This window comes from Mucilaginibacter mali (genome assembly GCF_013283875.1).
In the GTDB taxonomy this organism is placed as follows: domain Bacteria; phylum Bacteroidota; class Bacteroidia; order Sphingobacteriales; family Sphingobacteriaceae; genus Mucilaginibacter; species Mucilaginibacter mali.
This window is the reverse complement of sequence record NZ_CP054139.1, coordinates 3,440,918-3,462,150: the sequence shown is the minus strand read 5'-3', so window position 1 is coordinate 3,462,150 and position 21,233 is coordinate 3,440,918. Positions and strand designations below refer to the sequence as shown.

17 protein-coding genes are annotated in these 21,233 nt (G+C 46.6%); 10 read left to right on the top strand and 7 right to left on the bottom strand.

Going from position 1 to position 21,233, the window contains the following annotated elements; genetic code table 11:
* Positions 1-104: 104 nt before the first annotated feature.
* On the bottom strand, positions 105-1,310 hold the full coding sequence (gene spt / locus HQ865_RS14440) for a serine palmitoyltransferase (protein ID WP_173415566.1): 1,206 nt from the start codon (positions 1,308-1,310) through the stop codon (positions 105-107).
* 427 nt (positions 1,311-1,737) lie between these two features.
* Between spt and HQ865_RS14435 the strand changes: the two genes are divergently transcribed.
* The 7 genes from HQ865_RS14435 (at position 1,738) to HQ865_RS14405 (ending at position 10,659) form a co-directional block, all read left to right on the top strand.
* Positions 1,738-3,063: a TolC family protein gene (locus HQ865_RS14435; protein WP_173415565.1), complete on the top strand. Its 1,326-nt coding sequence runs from the start codon at positions 1,738-1,740 to the stop codon at positions 3,061-3,063.
* Positions 3,064-3,089: 26 nt separating this feature from the next.
* Complete coding sequence (locus HQ865_RS14430; RefSeq protein ID WP_173415564.1) at positions 3,090-4,268, top strand: efflux RND transporter periplasmic adaptor subunit; 1,179 nt, start codon at positions 3,090-3,092, stop codon at positions 4,266-4,268.
* A 30-nt stretch (positions 4,269-4,298) separates the two neighbouring features.
* Positions 4,299-7,463: an efflux RND transporter permease subunit gene (locus tag HQ865_RS14425; RefSeq protein ID WP_173415563.1), complete on the top strand. Its 3,165-nt coding sequence runs from the start codon at positions 4,299-4,301 to the stop codon at positions 7,461-7,463.
* Between the two features lie 460 nt (positions 7,464-7,923).
* Positions 7,924-8,454, top strand: a complete 531-nt coding sequence (locus HQ865_RS14420; protein WP_173415562.1) for a hypothetical protein — start codon at positions 7,924-7,926, stop codon at positions 8,452-8,454.
* A 147-nt stretch (positions 8,455-8,601) separates the two neighbouring features.
* Positions 8,602-9,156, top strand: coding sequence for a hypothetical protein (locus tag HQ865_RS14415; protein WP_173415561.1), 555 nt, complete (start codon positions 8,602-8,604; stop codon positions 9,154-9,156).
* Between the two features lie 182 nt (positions 9,157-9,338).
* Complete coding sequence (locus HQ865_RS14410; RefSeq protein ID WP_173415560.1) at positions 9,339-9,884, top strand: hypothetical protein; 546 nt, start codon at positions 9,339-9,341, stop codon at positions 9,882-9,884.
* A gap of 211 nt (positions 9,885-10,095) precedes the next feature.
* A complete protein-coding gene (locus tag HQ865_RS14405; RefSeq protein WP_173415559.1) occupies positions 10,096-10,659 on the top strand; it encodes a hypothetical protein in 564 nt (187 codons plus the stop codon).
* A gap of 159 nt (positions 10,660-10,818) precedes the next feature.
* Here HQ865_RS14405 and HQ865_RS14400 read toward each other — a convergent pair whose 3' ends face one another.
* Positions 10,819-12,354: an IS1182 family transposase gene (locus HQ865_RS14400; RefSeq protein ID WP_173412997.1), complete on the bottom strand. Its 1,536-nt coding sequence runs from the start codon at positions 12,352-12,354 to the stop codon at positions 10,819-10,821.
* A 265-nt stretch (positions 12,355-12,619) separates the two neighbouring features.
* Complete coding sequence (locus tag HQ865_RS14395; protein ID WP_173415558.1) at positions 12,620-13,339, bottom strand: RluA family pseudouridine synthase; 720 nt, start codon at positions 13,337-13,339, stop codon at positions 12,620-12,622.
* A gap of 174 nt (positions 13,340-13,513) precedes the next feature.
* Between HQ865_RS14395 and HQ865_RS14390 the strand changes: the two genes are divergently transcribed.
* Positions 13,514-14,029 (top strand): hypothetical protein, encoded by a 516-nt coding sequence (locus HQ865_RS14390; RefSeq protein WP_173415557.1) that lies wholly within the window; start codon positions 13,514-13,516, stop codon positions 14,027-14,029.
* Positions 14,030-14,232: 203 nt separating this feature from the next.
* On the opposite strand, the gene HQ865_RS14385 is transcribed toward HQ865_RS14390, so the two are convergent.
* From HQ865_RS14385 to gatB, 3 genes are all read right to left on the bottom strand, one after another.
* Positions 14,233-14,925: a response regulator transcription factor gene (locus tag HQ865_RS14385; protein WP_173415556.1), complete on the bottom strand. Its 693-nt coding sequence runs from the start codon at positions 14,923-14,925 to the stop codon at positions 14,233-14,235.
* Positions 14,926-15,019: 94 nt separating this feature from the next.
* Complete coding sequence (locus tag HQ865_RS14380; protein ID WP_173415555.1) at positions 15,020-16,144, bottom strand: AhpC/TSA family protein; 1,125 nt, start codon at positions 16,142-16,144, stop codon at positions 15,020-15,022.
* Between the two features lies 1 nt (position 16,145).
* Entirely contained in the window at positions 16,146-17,591 is a 1,446-nt protein-coding gene (gene gatB / locus HQ865_RS14375) for an Asp-tRNA(Asn)/Glu-tRNA(Gln) amidotransferase subunit GatB (protein WP_173415554.1), read from the bottom strand.
* A 180-nt stretch (positions 17,592-17,771) separates the two neighbouring features.
* On the opposite strand from gatB, the gene HQ865_RS14370 reads away from it, so the two are divergent.
* A complete protein-coding gene (locus HQ865_RS14370; protein WP_173415553.1) occupies positions 17,772-17,990 on the top strand; it encodes a hypothetical protein in 219 nt (72 codons plus the stop codon).
* On the top strand, positions 17,990-18,271 hold the full coding sequence (locus tag HQ865_RS14365) for a type II toxin-antitoxin system RelE/ParE family toxin (RefSeq protein WP_173415552.1): 282 nt from the start codon (positions 17,990-17,992) through the stop codon (positions 18,269-18,271). The genes HQ865_RS14370 and HQ865_RS14365 overlap by 1 nt, the downstream gene beginning before the upstream one ends.
* A gap of 131 nt (positions 18,272-18,402) precedes the next feature.
* Here the strand turns inward: HQ865_RS14365 and alaS are convergent, their stop codons facing one another.
* Entirely contained in the window at positions 18,403-21,141 is a 2,739-nt protein-coding gene (gene alaS, locus HQ865_RS14360) for an alanine--tRNA ligase (RefSeq protein ID WP_173415551.1), read from the bottom strand.
* Positions 21,142-21,233 lie beyond the last annotated feature (92 nt).

Below are 21,233 nucleotides of genomic sequence, written 5' to 3'. Positions count from 1 at the left end.
TGATACAGGTTTGATAATGGTTTACGGTAACACTATAAAAAAACTACGCGCAAGGTAGTCTTTTTGTTTAAAAAGACCATCCTTGCGCGTTATGCTTTAAAAAATTATATTTTTTCTTTGATGGCGGTTACACCAACGTCTTTAAATGCTTTGGTGATCTTCTCAATAGCTTCTTCAATTTGTTCGAATGTATGAGTAGCCATCAGCGAGAAGCGCAGCAGCGATGAATCTGACGGTACAGCCGGCGATACTACCGGGTTAACAAAGATACCGGCCTCTTGCAGGTGCTTGGTAACCAGGAAAGTTTTCTCGTTATCGCGCACGTAGATAGGCAGGATAGGGCTTTCAGTTGGGCCCAGGTCAAAGCCTTCTTCTAACAGTAAACGCATAGCGTAGTTGGTGTTAGCCCAAAGCTTATCAATACGTTCTGGTTCCGATTCGATGATATCTAACGCGGCGATAACGCTGGCCACAGATGCCGGCGGCATACTTGCGCTAAACATTAAGGCACGTGCGCGGTGTTTTAAATAATCGATAGTAGCGGCATCGGCAGCGATAAAGCCACCCAGCGATGCCAGTGATTTACTGAAGGTACCCATGATCAGGTCAACCTCGTCAGTTAAACCAAAGTGCGACGCGGTACCAGCGCCTTTATTGCCGATAACGCCCAGGCTGTGCGCATCGTCAACCATTATGTTTGCGCCGTACTGGTCGGCCAGTTGTACAATTTCAGGTAGTTTAACGATATCACCTTCCATGCTGAAGATACCATCCACAGCGATAACCTTAACAGCGTCTTCGGGCAGGATGCTTAGTTTGCGTTGCAGGTCGGCCATATCATTGTGGGCGTATTTAATAACGCGCGAAAATGAAAGGCGGCTGCCATCAATCAGCGAAGCATGGTCGTATTCGTCTAAAATTAAGTAATCGTTACGGCCGGTAATGCATGATAAAACACCCAGATTAACCTGGAAACCAGTGCTGAATAAAACAGCGGCTTCTTTTTCAACATATGCGGCTAATCTTCTTTCCAGTTCGATGTGGATATCAAGTGTTCCGTTCAAAAAACGCGATCCCGCGCATCCCGTACCATACTTATCAATTGCCTTTTTCGACGCCTCTTTTATTTTCGGATGGTTGGTTAATCCTAAATAGGAGTTTGAGCCGAACATCAACACGCGTTTACCATCAATAATAACTTCCGTGTCCTGACCAGACTCAATGGGCCTGAAGTAGGGGTAAAGTCCCGCTTCTCTTATTATTGCCGCATCTTTGAACTGAGCAATCTTATCATGTAGTTTTTTACCCATGTATTAACTTAACTTTAATTTTTTGTAAAAGTACCATGAAATAGCTAAACTATTATATCAAGGTAGCAAATTTTTTAACATTCCCTTTACCCGGTAGTGTTATTTCCCAACATGCAAAGTAATTAAAATTTTTATTAAAATACTGCCATAGTTTTGTATTTTCTTTTTTTAATTTTTTCGGAGGCTTTGCTGATCCGGTATGAACTGTAAATATACAATAGTACTGTTTAAAACTATTAACTCTATTTTGGGCATATAAACATATCTGCCATAACCCATTCCCCGTAGTTATAATGTCAAAATAACGTAACAGATTTATTAAATAACAAATGCTATGTTAATTTGTGCAATATTCGCACATCTGCTCCCCCTGATTGGTGAAACTTTGCCTGTAAGCTATTGTTAGTTGTGCATTCTAATTTACCGTATGAAAAACAAATTTCGCTTTGCGATAGTACCCCTGTTCCTACTTCCGTTCTGTTTATTGGCCCAGGTAAGGCAAGATAGCCTGCCCCCGCTGTTAAATTTAAATCAATGTATCCAGTACGCCCTGCAAAACCAACCCGCCGTAAGGCAGGCCGGTATTGATGAGGCCATTAACGAGCGCGATATCGGCATCAGTATGGCCGCCTGGTTGCCACAGGTTAATTCGGCCAATAGCGCCTCGCATTATTTTAAAGGTAGCCCGCAGGCCGCCAACGGCGTTGCTAATTCATCCATCAGCAATGTATCTATTATAGGTATACAGGCTACGCAGGTTATTTATAATAACGATGTTAACCTGGCATCAAAGGCATCCAAATACTCGCGCGAGTATTATAAGGATAACACCATCAGCAGCACCATCAACGTAATTACCGATGTAAGCAAGGCTTTTTATGATGTGCTTTTATCGCAGCGCCAGCTGGATATTATTAAGGAAGACATTGTTCGCCTGCAACGCAGCCTGAAAGATGCCCGCGCCCGTTACGATGCCGGCGTGGCTGATAAGACCGATTACAAACAGGCTACCATCGCCCTGAATAATTCGATGGCTACCCGCAAGCAAACCGAGGAGGCTATTAAAAGTAAATCGGCCTATTTAAGGCAAACGATGGGTATGCCGGCCGAGCGCCCGCTAACCCTGGCTTACGATTCTACCCGGTTTGAGGGCGAGGCGATTATCGATACCAATCAGATACTGGACTATACCAACCGTATAGAATACCGCCAGTTACAGGCCCGCCGTAATCTTACAGCTTTGAATATCGATTATTATAAATATGGCTTCCTGCCATCGCTCTCGGCCAACGGTGCTTATAATTTAAATTATTTCAGTAATAGCCTTGGCAATTTGTACAACCAGTCGTTCCCGAATGCTTACGTGGGGTTATCACTTAACATCCCGATATTTACCGGTAAGCGGCGGCTGCAAAACCTGTCGAAGGCCAGGTTACAGACAGACAGGGCCGACCTTGACCTGGTGAACAGCCGCAACCAGATCAATACCCAATATGTACAGGCGCTGGCATCGTACAAAAGCAATTATAATACCTGGCAACTGCTTAAGCAAAACGTGAGCCTGGCCAGTGATGTATATAATGTAGTGAGCCTGCAATACCGCGAGGGCATTAAAACTTACCTTGATGTCATCGTGTCGCAATCAGATTTGCGCACGGCCGAGTTGAATTACTTTAACGCCCTGTTCCAGGTGCTGAGCAGCAAAGTTGACCTGCAAAAGGCATTGGGCACCGTTGCCACTGTTAACAAATGATAATTATCACCCCGACAATACGATCTATGAAAAGAACATATCTATATTTAATTGCGCCGGTAGCTTTATTAGCCATCTCATCATGCAAAAGCAAAACCGACCAGCAAGCCCCACCGCCACCCCCAACAGCGGTAAGCATAGTTGAAGCCCAACAGGGCAATGCCGTTTATTACGACCAGTACCAGGGTACCGTAGTTGCCGTTAACAGTGTTGAACTGCGCAGCCAGGTGGCAGGTTTTATTACCAATATTTTTGTTAAGGATGGCGACGTGGTGCAAAAAGGCCAATCGCTATACGAGATAGACCGCCGTAAATACCAGGCAGCTTATGATCAGGCGCAGGCCAACGTAAGTAGCGCCCAGGCCAATTTGGTAAAGGCCCAAAAAGATATCGACCGTTATAATATGCTGTTAAAAGCTGATGCGGTTGCCCGTCAAACGGTAGATAATGCCGCGGCATCGTTTGAGACCGCTAAAAGCCAGGTTGCGGTAGCAAAAGCCGCGCTGGTATCGGCAAGCACCGATCTGTCTTACTCCATTATTAAAGCGCCGTTCAGCGGCCGCATCGGTATTTCGCAGGTGAAACTGGGCGCACAGGTTACGCCGGGTACTACCTTGCTGAACACCATATCGGCCGAGAACCCGATAGCGGTTGACGTGGTAGTGAACGAGCAGGATATCGCCCGTTTTTACGATCTGCAAAAGCATCCTACCGACAGTACCTTCCGCCTGAAATTATCTAACGACTCCTTATATAATAAGTCAGGCCGGATCTTAGCTATCGACCGCGGCGTGAACAATCAAACAGGCACTATTAAAGTACGTGTGCAGTTTGATAACCCTAACGATGTGCTGCGCGATGGCATGAGCGCCCAGTTAAAGGTGCTGAACAATAAATCGGGTAACCGTATAATTATTCCGTTCAAGGCCGTTACCGAGCAGATGGGCGAGTTCTTTGTGTTTGTAACCAAGGATACCACCATGAAAGCCAAACCCGATACCACCAAAATGGAGCGCGATACCATCGCCCTGCAAAAAAAGGTGAAGATAGGTCCACGGTTGAACGATAACGTGGTGATCATGAGCGGTATAAAACAAGGCGATAAGGTAATTACCGAGGGCTTCCAGCGGCTGCGCGATAGTGGCAAGGTAACGCTTGGTCCCATCAAACCCGCCGCCGGCGCGCCCGCCAAACAAAAAAATTAAATTGAGAGAGGGATCTTAAAAGAGATATAAATGATAGCAGAAACCTTTATAAAACGCCCCGTTACAGCCATCGTAATTTCGATAGTGATCGTGATTGTGGGTATTTTAGCTATAGCCAGTTTACCGGTAGGGCAGTACCCCGAAATTACACCGCCCACGGTAACCATAACCGGCAACTACACCGGCGCGGATGCCTTAACGGTTGAACAAACCGTGGCCACGCCTATTGAAACACAGGTGAACGGTACCCCGGGCATGACCTACCTGCAAAGTAACAGCACCAACAACGGCGCGCTGAGCATGACCGCCAACTTTGAGGTGGGCACCGACATTAACATTGCCGCGCTTGATGTTCAGAACCGAGTGGGCATTGCCACGCCAACCCTTCCGCAGGAAGTGCAGCGTTTGGGTTTAACCGTACGTAAGAAGAACCCCAGCATCCTGATGCTGGTGGCCATGTACTCGCCTAACAAAACACACGACGTTACTTTTATAGATAACTACGCCAACGTATTTATTAAGGATGCTTTGCTGCGCGCCAAAGGTGTGGGCGACGTGGTATCGCGCGCCGATGACTTCAGTATGCGGATCTGGCTGAAGCCGGATAAACTGGCCGCCCTGGGCATGACCGCCGCCGACGTTACCGCCGCCCTGAACGAGCAAAACGCGCAGGTAGCCGCCGGTACCGTAGGAGCGACACCTCAGGAGCGTGGCCAAACCTTCGAATATTCAGTAATCGTAAAGGGCCGTTTGGCCAAGCCCGAGGAGTTTGGCAACGTGATCGTACGTACGCAGCCAAATACCGGCGCGGTGGTGCATTTAAAGGATGTGGCCCGTATAGAGCTGGGTAAGTTTAACTATGCCGGTAACTCGTACGTTGATGGTAACCGCGCATCGTATCTGCTGGTTTACCAGGCCCCAAACAGTAACGCTATCGAAACTGCCGACGCCGTTTACGCCACTATGAAGGAACTGAAAAAATCATTCCCTGCGGATATCGATTATGTAGTTCCGTTCGAGGCGATCACCGTGGTAAAGGTATCGGTGCATGAAGTGGTAGAAACACTAATTATCGCCCTGGTGCTGGTAATTGTGGTGGTATTCCTGTTCCTGCAAAGCTGGCGCACCACGCTGATCCCGGTGCTGGCTATCCCGGTATCCATCATCGGTACGTTCATCTTCTTTATCCCGCTGCATTTTACCATTAATACGCTTACATTGTTTGGTTTTGTACTGGCGATAGGTATTGTGGTGGATGACGCCATTGTGGTGGTGGAAGCCGTGCAGCATTATATGGACGAAAAGGGCATGTCGCCCAAAGAGGCTACGCAGCACGCCATGCGCGATATTTCGGCCCCGGTTATCGCCATCGCGCTGATCTTAGCGGCGGTATTTGTACCAGTGGGTTTCATCCCGGGTATAGTTGGCCGCTTGTATCAGCAATTCGCTATCACCATCGCTATTTCGGTGCTGATATCGGCATTTGTGGCCTTATCTTTAACCCCGGCTTTATGTACCTTATTATTAAAACCACATAAGTTAGATCAAAAATCGAAAGGGCTTGATCATTTCTTCTTCGCGTTCAACTCCTGGTTCGATAGGGTTACCGGCAAATACCGCAATGGCGTGCACCGGGGCATCCAAAACTCTAAGTTTGTGATCATCATCCTGGTGTGTATTGTTGTTGGCACCATTATGCTGTTTAAGCAAAAGCCAACGGGCTTTATCCCTACCGAGGATGAGGGCCGTATCTACATCACCTACGATTTGCCCGAAGCATCGTCAACCGAGCGTACCGTAGCGATATTGAACCAAATGATGGACACGCTGAAAAAGGTGCCCGAGATAGATCACTTCGCGGCATTGGGCGGTTTGAACGTGGTGAGCTTCGCCACCAAATCCAGCAGCGCTACCATATTTGTGCAGTTGAAACCATGGGAAAAACGCAAGCTTACATCGCTGCAACTGGTGCCTATCCTGCAAAAAAAATTGGGTAAGTTTAAAGAAGCAAATGTGGTGGTGATCCCGCCGCCGGCAATCCCGGGTTTGGGTACCACGGCCGGTTTTGCCTTTATTTTAGAAGAAAAGCAGGCAGGGGGCGATATCAAGAACTTTGAACGGGTACTGCAAAACTTTGTGGCCGCAGCCAATAAGCGACCGGAAATAGGTAAGGCGTTTTCGTTCTTCACCGCCCGTACCCCGGCTTACCAGCTAACCATCGACAGGGAAAAGGCCAAACGATTGGGTGTACAGATCTCGGATGTTAATAATGCCTTGCAAACTTACATGGGCAGTGCCTATATTAACGATTTTACCATCTACGGCCGTAATTTCCGGGTGCTGGCCCAGGCCGATACTAATTACCGCACCAATATGGATAATTTGGGGCAGTACTTTGTACGTAACTCATCGGGTACGATGGTGCCGCTTAGCACGCTGACATCGTACAAAATGATCGAAAACGCGCCGCTGATATCGCACTACAACCTATTCCGCTCGGCCGAGATCGATGGTAACCCCAAAGAGGGCTACAGTAGTGGCGACGCGTTAAAAGCTTTGGAGGAAGTAGCGGCGCAAACGCTGCCGCAGGGCTTCGGCTACGAGTTTTCTGGCTTGAGCCGTGAAGAGAAGCTCTCCGGATCCAAGACGGTGTACATCTTTGCTTTATCCATCGGATTTGTATTTTTGTTCTTAGCAGCGCTTTACGAAAGCTGGTCGGTGCCGTTCTCGGTTCTGTTAGCTGTACCGTTGGGCGCGTTCGGTGCGATATTGGCGCTTACGCTGATGCCTAAACTGGTGGATAATATTTACGCGCAGATCGGTTTAATTACGCTAATCGGTCTGGCCGCCAAGAACGCCATCCTGATCGTTGAGTTTGCCAAGGAACGTGTAGATGCGGGCATGGAACTGGAAGCAGCCACGCTTGAAGCAGTGAAACTGCGTTTAAGGCCTATCATCATGACGTCGATGGCGTTTATATTGGGTGTGGCACCGCTGCTGTTCGCGTCAGGAGCGGGTGCCGAGGCACGTAAAACCATCGGCTGGACTGTATTTGGCGGGATGTTAGGTGCTACATCGCTGGCTATATTTATAGTGCCGGTGCTGTTCTACCTCATCACTAAAGCGGCCTACGGCAAAAAGAAGCTGGCCGAACTGCACGAAAACTACAAGCCCGACAAGGACTTGTTGCACTAACCACGAATACCCCATTATTCAGTTTATATAAGGAAGCCATCCGTGAGAACGGATGGCTTTTTTTGACCGCTGATTTTTAGATGATTTTTTTGATTTCGCTGATCGCACTACGGCAATCATCAGCGAAATCAATGTAATCAAAACAAATCAGCGGTTCAATTCTTCCGCTATACAGTACAGTTTTTGCAGCCGATACTGAACAACTTTGCAGCAAATTTTTGTGCCATAAATCGCCCTCCCAAACCTGACTTTTAAATGATAAAAGTAAAATGGGGTGCGTTTTTATGCGTGATTGTCGCTTGATTTTCAGTATTTAACCGCAAATGTGGCCTATGTTAACTTAGTGTTATTGGCATGGAGGGTAACCGGCCGGTAAAATTTTTTTGGCATGCTTGGCAAAGTATTTGCAAAAGTGGACATAACGACAATCTAAAAATTGTTCACTAACATGAAAAACAAAATGAAAAAGTCAACTAAATTAATGGCATCAGCCATAGCAGCCGCTGCCATCTTCTTCGGAACAACACAAGTTAAAGCGCAAAGTAAAGATAACAGCCCATGGCGTTTTGGTATAGGTTTAGAAGCAGGCGCGCCTACCGGTAATGCGCATAATTTTTCGAATTTTGAATTGGGCGGTACCGCACGTTTACAATATGGCGCCGATAAAGGCCTGGCCTGGACATTAACCTCGGGTTATTACAACATGTTCGGGAAAGAGTTTGGCAATACCGGGGTGAAATATAATTCGCTGGGTATTGTGCCTTTAAAAGTAGGTTTAAAAGCATTTTTTGCCGATAACGTTTACTTTAGTGCCGAAGGTGGCCCCGGTTTTGAAACCAACAGCGGTGGCAGCACCAAATTGATCCTGTCTCCGGGTTTAGGTTACGCCAATACCCACTGGGATGTAGGTGTACGTTATGAAAACTTCTCGGGCCAAAGCAATAACTATGGTTTGGTTGGTGCCCGTATAGCCTATGGCTTTGGTTTATAATCACTAATAAACAACCATCAATAAAAACCCCTCCCGATGCGAATCGTGAGGGGTTTTTGTATGGAATAATTTTTATGTAACTTTTGCTAACAATATGGGCTTAAGCCCTGTTATTACCCCATTATTCACCGCTAAATCCTTACAACCATGAAAAAGATCAAATTACTTAGTGCAGCGGCATTTATTGTGGCCGCAATTTTATCGGGCCTTAACGCTAAGGCGCAAGCCATTAAAGACGGGCAATGGCGCCTAGGCATTGGCCTTGAAGTCAATAAGGGCCTGGGCGATTTTGGCGATGCTACCAGCATCGGCATTGGTATTACGCCACGCTTGCAGTACGGCTTGAGCAGCGATCTCGCGTTCACGCTTACATCTGGTTATTATCACTTTTTTGGTAAAACCTATACATCGAGCATTTTAACACCATTTGGCACCACAACCGCCACTGTAACCGGGGCCGACGTAAACCTGGTGCCTCTTAAGGCCGGTATCAAGGCTTTTTTTACCGAGGGCTGGTATTTTGGCGCTGAAGTTGGCGCCGCGTTCTCTACGGCAAAAAATGGCAAAACCCTGCTCGATCTATCTCCTGCCTTAGGCTATGCATCGGGACCATGGGAAGTAAGCGGTCGTTATGAGCATCTTTCTAACGACGGCTCTCTTGGCTTTGTAGGCTTGCGTGTAGCTTATGGCTTCGATCTGTAACAACGCAAATTATTATAGGAAACCCCTCCGGTGCTAACCGTGAGGGGTTTTTTATTGTGTTGATGATTGTTAAATATTAGTTAAATGTTAATGTTAATAATGGTTAAATAAGTTGTCTTCACTTTGATTTAATGTAGTATTTGTAAAAATTTGCCGGTAAATAAATCTAAATACACTTATACATGAAAAACAGAACAAGCAATTTGATGAGAGGGATGGCTGTAGCCATAACATGTTTAACTGTACTGCTAAGTACCGGTGCAAAAGCGCAAACCAATACCGATGCGCCATGGCGCTTAGGCATTGGCGCGGAAGCAGCCATTGTGACAGGGAAATATCATCCCGGGGGTGGCTTTATGTACGGCGGTACTTTGCGTTTGCAGCATAACATTACTAAAGGGTTAGATTGGACGCTTACTTCGGGCTACTACAGTTTTAGTCCCGGCTACCTGGGCAATAGCCCGGTTTACAACGACCGAATGGGGTTGATCCCGGTAAAGATCGGTTTAAAATACTACGTGGCCGGTAACTGGTATGTTATGGGCGAGGGCGGTGCCGGGTTCGAATTATCAGGGTATCAAAAAAGCCGCAAACTTATTTTGTCGCCGGGTATCGGCTGGTCGTCCAAATCATGGGATATCGGCGCACGTTTTGAAAGTTTTTCAGGCGGCAATTCCTTTAACTATGGCGTAGCCGGCTTGCGCGTGGCTTATGGCTTTGGATTGTAATAAACGCTTAATTGATTGTTAGCTAAAGCCTCCCGGATTTAAGGGAGGCTTTTTGTTTACAACGCTTTAAGGAAAAGTATATAGCATTCCCAAAAACAGCTTAATTTAGCCTGAAACGAACTTTTTGTAACTATTTTGTTAGGTGGTGTTTTTTTATTTAACCATTGCCCGTCCCCGCAGTCAAAGCCATACAACTAAAATACATTTTCACATGAAAAAAAATTATCTGTTTAAAATTGCGGCCATGGTTGCTGCAGGTATCCTGTTTAACAACACTGTAAAAGCACAAACAACCAAGCAAGGCGAATGGCGCCTGGGGATAGGTGCGGAAGCTGCCTTACCCGTTGGCGATGTCAGCGATATTTCCAGTTTTGTAATTGGCGGAACCGCGCGTTTGCAATACGCCACGTCTGACAAGGTAGCGCTAACGTTTACATCGGGCTATTACGATTTTATCGGTAAGAGTTTCCAGGCTTTTACTACAACCCCGAGTTCGGTGACTACCAGAACAGTACGTGAGAATTTTGGCCTGATCCCGATAAAAGCGGGTATTAAGGATTTCTTTGGCAATAACTTTTACTTTGGCGCCGAGGCCGGCGCGGCCATCCAAACCGGGGGCAGCCTAAGCCGTAACACCAGCGTAAAATTGGATGTGGCGCCTGCGGTAGGCTTCGCCTGTAAAGATTGGGATATCAGCGCCCGTTACGAAAACATGTCGGGCGATGGCACCATTTCTTTTGTTGGCTTGCGTGCGGCTTACAGCTTTGGTTTGTAATATTTATTCTAAAAGAAAAACGAGGCCGTATCATAAATCAAATGATGCGGTCTTTATTTTTTTAGCCTAATAGCTGAATTTGGTATTGAGTTTCTATGGAATTTTTTGAGGGGGAGGGGGTAGCTTTCTTGGGCGAACCTGAGTGGTAAAACGACTCATTTAAGCCGCTTTTTTCCTTAGATTTTGTGCGATTGCAACTAAACCCCATTCTATTTCTACTTTTTCCTTGCCGCGGAGCATAAACCGTTTAAAGCCATGGTTCTGCTTAATATTACCAAATACAGGTTCTACATCAAAGCAGCGTTTCTTTCGCCGTTGTATGCCTTCTTCACTGTTTAACAGCTCGTGCGCCTTTTGTTTCAGGCGGTTCAGGTTTTCATTGATTTCAATGATCCGATTCCCTTTTGATTTATGGCAAATACCGTTCAGCGGACAGTTAGCGCAGTTAACTGCCTGGTATCTTTTTACCGTTTGTTCAAACTCCGTGCTTGTTTTTCTTTTACTTGTTCCGATGAAATTCATTTGCTGGCCCATCGGGCAGATGTAACAATCTTTCTCCTGGTTGTAAAAAAGCTTATTTGCTGCAAAAGGGTGCTTGTTGTTGTGATTCTCATTTTGTTCCTTATCGAACATCCCATACTTTACAAAGGCGATTGTTCCTTTTTGTTCCAACCGCGTGTAGTTCTCCTCGGAGCCATATCCGGCATCGGCTGTAAGCACTTGCGGTGCTTTGCCAAAGCTGACTTCATGCTGCGCTAAATGAGCACTTAATGTATTGGTGTCTGTGGTGTTGGAGTGAATGGTGTAATTGACAATGAACTGGTTGGATGTGGATATCTGAACATTATACCCCGGTTTTAACTGGCCGTTTTTCATGTGGTCTTCCTTCATCCGCATGAATGTGGCATCCGTATCGGTCTTGGAATAGCTGTTGCGTTCACCCAGCAGAGCTTCCTGCTGCTCATAGCGGGCAATGGCCTGCGGGTAATGTTTGCTGATATACCGCAGCTTGCTTTTGACCTGTTTGGAAACATCCTCACGCGAGGAAAGCTTCTCATTGAGTTTATCTACTGCGGCATTGACCTTTTCACTGTCAATAACAGTAAAGTCAGGCGGATCAGGCAGCCTGTCTTCTTCTTTTGCTACGCTTTGGGCATAGTCCCATATCTCTGACAGCTGCTTTTTCATCTTTTCCTTATTGGTCTGAATCGCTTTCTTCCAGACAAAGGTATACCGGTTTGCATTCGCCTCTATCTTTGTCCCGTCCGTATTCACTTCTTCAATACTGAGCAGGCCTTCCTCTGCCAAAAGTTTCACCACATCTTCGAACACATCACGCAGCGCATGCTTCAAACGTACGCCCCGGAAACGGTTGATCGTATTATGATCAGGATAGTTCATCGAACTCAGCCACATCAGGTAAACGCTTTCCCGGCAGGCTGCTGCCAGCTTTCGGCTGGAGTAGGTGTTGGTTACATACCCATATACCAGCACCTTTAACAACATTTGCGGGTGATAGCTTGAACTCCCGCGGATATGATAAGCTTTCAGCAATGGTTCCAGATAGAGCCTGTCGATCACATCGTTAACTACACGCACCGGGTGCGATGCCGGAACTAATTCGTCAAGTGTCGGAGGAATAGCCATCAACTGCCGTTGCTGGTAGGGCTTGAATACAGGTCTTTTAGAGGACATACTACGCTACTTTCGATACATAAATATATGAAAATCAGATTATTATATCAACTAAATACCCCTCTTTATTCCAATAAATTATGCACAAATAAAAAAGAGGCCATACCATGATTTATGATACAGCCTCGTTTTTCTTTTAGAAATAATTTGTCAATTGCGAGGAGCGGAGCATGGCCTGAGGCGATTGGGCGACGTGGCAATCGCGAATCATGCATATTGGCCCCGCCACTTCGCTATTGCTCGTGCCTTATGGCGACAACGAGATCTAACTATCAAACTTATCCAGCAACTTCAACAGCGTCTCAAAATCCTTAGGGTAGGGAGCATGGATGGTGACCTCCTCGCCGTTAAGTAGTTTAAAGCTCACCTCGTAGGCATGCAGGGCGAAGCGCTTCATAATCGGCATCTCCTCCTGATCCTTACCCAAATGATATTTACGCTTCAATTGCGAAAGAAATACCGGCTTGCCACGGTACATATCATCGCCGGCAATGATAGCCTGCTGACTGGCCAAATGGATACGGATCTGGTGCATACGGCCGGTTACCGGGCGGCACTCTACCAGTGTATAATGCTTAAAAAACTTTAGCGAGTTAAACCAGGTTTCGGCGCGCTTGCCGTCCTGCCGGTTGATGGATACGTTGCCCTTGCCCTTGTCGAGGATGGGCAGATCGATAAACAAGTTCTCGAAAACGTGGGTGCCCTCGATAACGGCATGGTACACCTTTTTAACCTGGCGCTTTTCAAACTGTATGGAAACTGAGCGATAAGCTTCAGGATTTTTGGCAATGATGAGCGCGCCCGATGTTTCCTTATCCAAACGGTGGCAAACTTGCGCATCGTAGCTATATTGTTTGGCCAGGCGCAGCATATTGATCTCGCCACCCTCGCGTTCATCTAACGAAGCAATAAAAGGCGGTTTGTTGACAACAATGATGTCGTCGTTTTCGAATAATACCAGGTCGGCAAATTTGGGGATCTTCATATCAAAATATTGGCGCTGGTGTTCAGAATTTTAGTCAATATCCGAATCCTTGCGCTGTTTACAGCCTGCAAAAATACGCTTAATCTGCAAGATATTTATCGGCAGGGTGTAATATGGCTATTGGCATGATTATTATCAGGTTAGTGGTATACAAAAACCTATTGAAAAAACATCATGGAAGCAAACAACACTCAACCTGAAGAAAAGGGATTTTTTGAAAAGGTTAAAGACACCATAGCCAGCCTGTGGGAAGATACGACAGAAAAAGCCGAAGAGTTAAAAGAAGCTGCCGAAGATAAAATTGATGACCTGCGTGGTAAAGCCAAAGCAAAAAAAGCCACCGTAGCCCGCAAGGCGTCAACTACTAAAACCAAAGTCGCGGCTAAAGCCGATAAGGTTGCCGATGAAGCAAAAGCAAAGATAACCGAAGCAAAGGCCGCCGCTAAAACAAAAGTTGCTGAAGCAAAAGATAAAGCTGCCGATGTAAAGGCTAAAGCTGATAAAACCGTTGCCAAAGCTAAAACCGAAGCCGCTAAAGCTACTGATAAAGCCAAAGCCACCGCTGCAAAAGCAAGTGATAAGGTAAGCGTCGCGACTACCAGCGCTAAAAAGACTGTTGCCGCTAAGGCTGATAAAGCAGCTACAGCGGTTAAGAAGAAAACTGTTGCTGCTAAGAAGGCTGTTGCGTAATGCCAAAATTGTCATTGCGAGGAGCAGCGGAGCGGCTGTGTAAGGGGGCGACGCGGCAATCTCGTAGCTTTGCTCTTCTAACTACGAGATTGCCACGCTATCGCTCGCAATGACAAGCTATTTGTAAAACGAGAAAAGGTTCCATTCGGAACCTTTTCTCGTTTTATGTCTCAAATCTCAAGTCTGATTTCTCAAGTCTAAGCTTACGCCAGTTCAAACTTGTACCCAACCCCTTTAACGGTTGATACATAATTTTCCCCCAACTTTTCGCGGATCTTACGGATGTGTACGTCGATGGTACGGTTAGTTACCACTACCGAATCTTCCCAAATGTTTTTCAGGATCACCTCGCGGGTGTAAACCTTGCCTGGTTTTGAAGCCAGCAGATATAGCAGTTCAAATTCCTTTTTGGCTAAAACTACTTTTTCGCCGCGCTGGTAAACTAAATAGGCTTCGCGGTCTATCACCAGGTCGCCTATTTCCAGTTTATTGTCGGTTACCTCTTCAGGTGTAGAGTTACGGCGTAGAATGGCGTTTATACGGCTTACCAGTGCGCGAGGCTTGATCGGCTTGGCAATGTAATCATCAGCCCCTACGTTAAAGCCTGCAATTTCCGAATATTCCTCGCTGCGGGCGGTCAGGAACACCATAAAAGTAGTTTTAAACTCGGGCATGGTGCGCATAATGCGGCAAGCCTCAATACCATCCATCTTAGGCATCATAATGTCCAGAACGATCAGGTCGGGCTGTACTTTTTTGGCTTCGGCAACGGCTTCCTGACCGTTGCGGGCTGTATAAACCTGGTAGCCTTCTTTTTTAAGATTATATTCTATTAACTCCAGGATATCTGGTTCGTCATCAACTATTAATATCTTCTGCTTCGGAGATGTGCTCATTCGGTTGAATTTTGGTATAAAAGTACCTGCTTAAATGCACTTAACAGTTAAATAAATATTAACAAATTGTTAAACGTTACATTAAGGTAATCTATTATTCACCTTTATTGAACGTTTTCTTTAGAAAATCTTCAAGATCGGCCCCTGCCAGGTTCTTCGCCACGATATTTCCCTGCGGGTCGATGATGAAGTTTGCCGGTATGGCTTCTATATGATATAAGCGTTCGGTAGCGCCGCCCCATTTCTGCAGGTCGGATGCTTGTTCCCAACCCATATTCATTTGCTTAGCGGCGGTTAGCCAGGCGCCTTTTTCCTCATCAAGCGATATGCCTAAAATATTTAAGCCCTTGCCTTTAAAAGCCGCGTATTGCTTTACTACGTTCGGCATTTCGGCACGGCATGGGCCGCACCATGATGCCCAAAAATCAAGCATTACATATTTGCCTTTATAGTCGCTCAGTTTTATTTGCTTGCCATTGGCGTCGGCAATGCTAAACTCGGGCGCTTTATGGCCCACCGATATCGGCTTTGCCAGCTCCATCTGTTTTACGAATTGCAATGCCGCGGGGTTACCGGCAAAAGTGCCTTTAATTTCATCGGCATAAGCCACCAATTGCTGCTCGTACTTGTTTTGGTCTAACGACAAGGCGGCATACAGGGCAGCCAGCGACTTTTTGTTATCGTTAACAAATTTTAAAGTAGCTGCACCATACTCGCTTTGCGCGGCTATAAAGCGGGGGCGATAAATACTCATCAGCGAATCCGACTCGTGGCCCAACGCCTCTGCCTTGGCCTGGTATTCGTTGGCTATCTTGGCGGTCTTATCGCCGTATAGGTTGCTCAACTTGTTAAACTCCTGTATCTTACCCGATTCATCCGAACCCGAAATGGTATAGGTATGGGTAGTATCGGCAAGGTCGGTTTTAAACTCAATAGCTTCGCCATTTTGGGCGATCACATCGTAAATGCTGCTGCCAATGCGCAATTTATACAGGTTGGCAAAGGGGCTGGTATGCTTAATTTCAAACTTGTTATCCTCGCTCAGGTTTATCGAGTCGACCATGTTGATGCGGGTACTGTCGGCTTCCAGCAGGTATACTTTTTTCACCTTGCCGGGGTTGCTTAGCGTGCCTGATATGGTAAATGCGTTTTTATCCTTGCACGATGCAATGACCAGTGTTAACAGCGCGGCGCTGTATAAAATAATGCGTTTGTTCATTTTATTTTGCTTCTAATGCTTTTACAAGCAATTGATTTGTTTTTTGCGGATCTATCTTCCCCTTCGATTGCTTCATGATATCGCCCATGAACAAGCCCAGCACACCCTTTTTGCCTTTGCGGTATTCTATTACTTTGTCGGGGAACTTGGCCAAAGCTTTCAAAATAAACTCATTTAATTCATCATTATTTTCGCTAATGAATAAATTGAGTTCGATGGCCACCTGTTCGGCGGTTTTGCCGCTACCCTTTATAAGTTCGGGAAGTAGTTTGTTGGATGCAATGGTATGGTTGATCTTTCCATCGTCTACCAGTTTGATCAGCCCTGCCAAATCTTCGGGCTTAAGGGCAAACTCGTTTTCGTCAATCGCCTGCTTCAACGGACCCATCAGCCAGTTGGCGGCAGCCTTGTAGTTGGCGGTATGCTTAATTACAGCCTCGTAATAATGAGCGAGATGATAATCGTTGGTGATCACTCCCGCGTCGTAATCCGACAGGCCGAATTGTGTGGTGTATTTTTGGTAAAGCTCACCTGGCAGGGCAGGCATTTCGGCGCGAATGCCATCGATATATTCCTGTGTCAACACCAGCGGCGGCAAGTCGGGTTCGGGGAAGTAGCGGTAATCGTTAGCCATTTCCTTGCTGCGCAGTACCGATGTTTCGCCGGTATCGGCATCAAAGTTAAGGGTGTTTTGGTCGATGTGCCCACCAGCCTCTATCACGCTTACCTGGCGCTGAAACTCGTGTTCGATAGCGCGCTGCACGTTACGGATCGAGTTCAGGTTCTTCACCTCGCAACGGTTGCCGTATTTGGTGGCGCCTTTCAATCGTACCGAAATATTGGCATCGCAGCGCAGGCTGCCCTCTTCCATATTGCCATCGCAAATATCAAGGTAGCGCACCAGTTTGCGGATCTCGGTAAGGTATTGACCAGCTTCTTCGGCACTGCGGATATCGGGTTCGGATACGATCTCTATCAGTGGTACACCTGCACGGTTCAGGTCGATCAATGAATCGGCCGCGTGCTGATCGTGCATGCTTTTGCCGGCATCCTCCTCTAAGTGAATATGGTGTATGGCGATATCTTTTTTAGTACCGTTACCCAGCCTCACCGTAACATGTCCGCCCAAACAAATGGGTTGCTGATCCTGGCTGATCTGGTAACCCTTGGGCAAATCGGCGTAGAAGTAATTTTTACGGGCGAAGTGGTTATTCAGATTGATGGTGCAATGACTGGCCAAACCCATCTTTACCGCATAAGCAACCGCTTTTTTGTTGAGAAAAGGTAAGGTTCCAGGGTGCCCCAGCGATACCATGCTGATATGCTGGTTTGGCCCTGCGCCAAAGGCGGCGCTATCGGCGCTGAACGATTTGCTTTGGGTGGATAGTTGCGCGTGTACCTCTAACCCAACAACCAGTTCGTATTTATCGCTTTCAGAAATTGCCATAACAGTAGATGCGCGCGGTTTACAAATTATATTGCGCCAAATGTATCATTTTTTTTGGGAATAGGGTTAAGAGTGTGGGTGGCAATTTAACCACAAAGGACACGGAGGAGAAGCACAGAGGACGCAGAAATTTTAGGCTTTTGAATTTAGTTTGCATTTTTCAAATGTTTATATTTGTGTATGGAAACATTGACCATAAATATACCTGACAAAAAAAGCGCCTTTGTAAAGAAGCTTTTAAAGGAATTGGGCGTTACCATTACCAGCACTTCAAAAACGGATGCCCCGACATCTTCAATACCTAATGACGTAACAGCAAAAACTATTGACAATGCGCATAAAGGAATTGGTTTAGATAAGCCGATTAACAACATTAACGATTTTATTAATTCGTTATAATGTTTACGCTGATACCGACCAACCAGTTTAATAAAGATGTTAAGATACTTAAGAAGCGGTCTGCAAAGAATGCAGATTTGCTGATAGATTTTCTAAGCACACTGCAGCAAAAAGGTGTTATTGGTATCGATAAAAAACACCGTCCCCATAAACTTTCCGGTAATTATAAAGATAATTGGGAAGCCCATATAAAACCCGACCTGCTGATCATCTGGTTTGAAGTGACCGAGAAAAATGAGATCATTCTGTTGAGGACGGGTTCACATTCGGATCTGTTTTGATCCTCAATAGTTCTTGTCATTGAGGAGCAGCGGGGCGAGTTGAGCGTTAGGGCGACGTGGCAATCTCGTCGCAGGTAAACTTACTACGAGATTGCCGCGCTATCGCTCGCAATGACAAATTAGTTACGGTATTACGCCACAAAACCCCTCGCCTTTTCAAGCGCCTTATCTAAACCGCTGGCATCCTTACCACCCGCGGTGGCGAAGAACGGCTGACCGCCGCCGCCACCCTGGATCTCTTTGGCCAGCTCACGCACGATATTGCCGGCGTTTAAGCCTTTTTCTTTCACCAGATTGTCGGATACCATAACGGTCAGGCCCGGTTTGCCGTCTATCTCGGTAGCCAGTACCATAAACAAGTTATCTACCAAATCCTTTACCTGATAGGCCAGGTTCTTCACCGCATCGGCGTTTGGCAGGGCCACACGCTGGGCAATGAAGTTAATACCGTTGATCTGTTCGGCTTTGGCGGCCAGTTCAGTTTTCATTCCGGCCGATTTTTCCAATACCGATTTTTCGATCTCCTTCTTCAGGCGGTTGTTCTCTTCTAATAAAGTTTCAACGCTTTTGGCAATATCTTTTGGGTTCTTCAACAACTCCTTTAAGGTATGCACCAACTGGTTTTGCTGGTTGATGAATTCCTGCGCGGCGACGCCTGTTATGGCCTCGATACGGCGAACACCGGCAGCTACGGCGCTTTCGGCTACGATCTTGAAGTAACCGATCTGCCCGGTAGCCTTTACGTGTGTACCGCCGCAAAGCTCCTTGCTAAAATCGTCGTCGAAAGTGATCACGCGCACATACTCACCATATTTCTCGCCAAACAGAGCGGTAACGCCGCTACTGATGGCTTCAGCATACAATACGCTCCGTTCTTCTTTCAGCGGGATGTTTTCGCGCACCTTTTGGTTAACAATGGCTTCTATTTGGGCGATCTCCTCGTCGGTCACCTTGCTGAAGTGCGAGAAGTCGAAACGCAGGTATTCGCCGTTCACCAGGGATCCTTTTTGGTTCACGTGTGTGCCCAATACCTGTTTCATAGCGGCATGCAGCAGGTGGGTAGCGCTGTGGTTGCCCTCAATGTTGTTACGGCGTGCAGCATCAACAATAGCCGTTAACGCATCGGCCGGATTTGATGGCAGTTTATCGGTAAAATGAACGATCAGGCCGTTCTCTTTTTTGGTATCGGTAACATGGATCACCTCGCCATTGGGGAATACCAGCTCGCCGGTATCGCCCACCTGGCCGCCGCTTTCGGCGTAGAAAGGTGTTTTATCCAGCACCAGTTGGTACTGCTCTTTACCCTTAGCGCTCACCTTGCGGTATTTAATAATATGGGCAACGCTTTCGGTCTCATCGTAACCGGTAAACTCTACGCTGTCGTCGTCCTGTAAAACCGTCCAGTCGCCGGTATCAATAGCGGTAGCAGCGCGGGAGCGGGTCTTTTGTTCTTGCAGGGCTTTGTTAAACACTTCCATATTAACTTTGAAACCCCTTTCACGAGCCATAAGTTCAGTTAAATCAATAGGGAACCCAAAAGTATCATATAACTCAAATGCAAAATTGCCATCAATAGTTGTATAGTATTTTTCTATTCCATCCTTGGTTTTTTCAGACCAATCTTCAGTGTTTTCCGGGGACGCTAAGAAATCAGTATTCTTTTTAAGGATTTCAATTTCTGTTTCAAATAAATCTATGCCTCTTTGTAAGGTTCTTAAAAAGGAAATTTCTTCCTCTCTTATTACTTTCTGAACAAAATCTTTTTGCGTATACAACTCATCGAACACGCCTTTAAACTGCTCTGCCAGTAAAGGCACCAGTTGATTAAAGAAAGGTTCCTTAAAGCCCAATGTTTGATAGCTGTAACGTACAGCACGGCGCAGGATACGGCGTATCACATAACCGGCCTTATTACTAGCAGGCAGTTGCCCGTCGGCAATAGCAAAGCTAATGGCACGGATATGATCGGCCATTACGCGCATGGCTACGGCATCGTTCCAATCGGACGAAGCCCCACCCAAACCCTCCCCGGGAGGGAGGGCTTTAGAATTATAGGTCTTCCCGCTTTTTTGGGCGATGAATTGTATCATCTCCTGGAAAACGTCGGTATCATAGTTAGATGTTTTGCCCTGCAGCACACGCACCAAACGCTCGAAGCCCATGCCGGTATCCACATGTTTGGCCGGCAACGGGTGCAGCGAACCGTCTTTCACGCGGTTGAATTGCATGAAAACGTTATTCCAGATCTCGATCACCTGGTCGTGGTCGGCGTTTACCAGGGTAGCGCCACTTACTTCGGCGCGCTCGTTATCGGGGCGGCTGTCAAAGTGGATCTCCGAGCAGGGGCCGCAGGGGCCGGTCTCGCCCATTTCCCAAAAGTTATCTTTTTTATTGCCGGGCAGGATATGGTCTTCGGCAACGTATTGCTTCCACAGGTTCAGTGTTTCGGTATCTTTTTCAAGGCCTTCCTTGGCGTCGCCTTCAAAATAGGTAACGTACAGGCGGTCTTTAGGCAGCTTGTAAACTTCGGTCAGCAGTTCCCAGCTCCAGTCGATGGCCTCTTTTTTAAAGTAGTCGCCAAAGCTCCAGTTGCCCAACATCTCAAACATGGTATGGTGATAGGTATCAATACCTACTTCCTCCAAATCGTTATGCTTGCCGCTCACGCGCAGGCAGCGCTGGGTATCGGCCACGCGGGGATATTTAGCAGGCGCTTCGCCCAAAAAAATGTCCTTGAACTGGTTCATACCAGCGTTGGTGAACATTAAGGTAGGGTCGTTTTTTACAACAATTGGGGCCGATGGCACAATGGTATGTCCCTTAGCGGCAAAAAAATCAAGAAAAGCCTGGCGTATCTCTTTAGCGGTCATAGTGGGGCAAAGATAGGAAATTTGGTGCGAACCGTGCTAATTCACCACCACCTCATTGTGATGTACGAAGCAATGACGTGGTGGTAATAGAA

What these genes read in the sequence shown, in the direction of transcription:
- HQ865_RS14400 (WP_173412997.1), bottom strand. Translation starts at nt 12,354, where the DNA reads ATGTCCTCTAAAAGACCTGTATTCAAGCCCTACCAGCAACGGCAGTTG.
- HQ865_RS14380 (WP_173415555.1), bottom strand. Translation starts at nt 16,144, where the DNA reads ATGAACAAACGCATTATTTTATACAGCGCCGCGCTGTTAACACTGGTC.
- spt (WP_173415566.1), bottom strand. Translation starts at nt 1,310, where the DNA reads ATGGGTAAAAAACTACATGATAAGATTGCTCAGTTCAAAGATGCGGCA.
- alaS (WP_173415551.1), bottom strand. Translation starts at nt 21,141, where the DNA reads ATGACCGCTAAAGAGATACGCCAGGCTTTTCTTGATTTTTTTGCCGCT.
- HQ865_RS14385 (WP_173415556.1), bottom strand. Translation starts at nt 14,925, where the DNA reads ATGAGCACATCTCCGAAGCAGAAGATATTAATAGTTGATGACGAACCA.
- HQ865_RS14405 (WP_173415559.1), top strand. Translation starts at nt 10,096, where the DNA reads ATGAAAAAAAATTATCTGTTTAAAATTGCGGCCATGGTTGCTGCAGGT.
- HQ865_RS14420 (WP_173415562.1), top strand. Translation starts at nt 7,924, where the DNA reads ATGAAAAAGTCAACTAAATTAATGGCATCAGCCATAGCAGCCGCTGCC.
- HQ865_RS14430 (WP_173415564.1), top strand. Translation starts at nt 3,090, where the DNA reads ATGAAAAGAACATATCTATATTTAATTGCGCCGGTAGCTTTATTAGCC.
- HQ865_RS14370 (WP_173415553.1), top strand. Translation starts at nt 17,772, where the DNA reads ATGGAAACATTGACCATAAATATACCTGACAAAAAAAGCGCCTTTGTA.
- HQ865_RS14410 (WP_173415560.1), top strand. Translation starts at nt 9,339, where the DNA reads ATGAAAAACAGAACAAGCAATTTGATGAGAGGGATGGCTGTAGCCATA.
- HQ865_RS14365 (WP_173415552.1), top strand. Translation starts at nt 17,990, where the DNA reads ATGTTTACGCTGATACCGACCAACCAGTTTAATAAAGATGTTAAGATA.
- HQ865_RS14395 (WP_173415558.1), bottom strand. Translation starts at nt 13,339, where the DNA reads ATGAAGATCCCCAAATTTGCCGACCTGGTATTATTCGAAAACGACGAC.
- HQ865_RS14415 (WP_173415561.1), top strand. Translation starts at nt 8,602, where the DNA reads ATGAAAAAGATCAAATTACTTAGTGCAGCGGCATTTATTGTGGCCGCA.
- HQ865_RS14425 (WP_173415563.1), top strand. Translation starts at nt 4,299, where the DNA reads ATGATAGCAGAAACCTTTATAAAACGCCCCGTTACAGCCATCGTAATT.
- gatB (WP_173415554.1), bottom strand. Translation starts at nt 17,591, where the DNA reads ATGGCAATTTCTGAAAGCGATAAATACGAACTGGTTGTTGGGTTAGAG.
- HQ865_RS14390 (WP_173415557.1), top strand. Translation starts at nt 13,514, where the DNA reads ATGGAAGCAAACAACACTCAACCTGAAGAAAAGGGATTTTTTGAAAAG.
- HQ865_RS14435 (WP_173415565.1), top strand. Translation starts at nt 1,738, where the DNA reads ATGAAAAACAAATTTCGCTTTGCGATAGTACCCCTGTTCCTACTTCCG.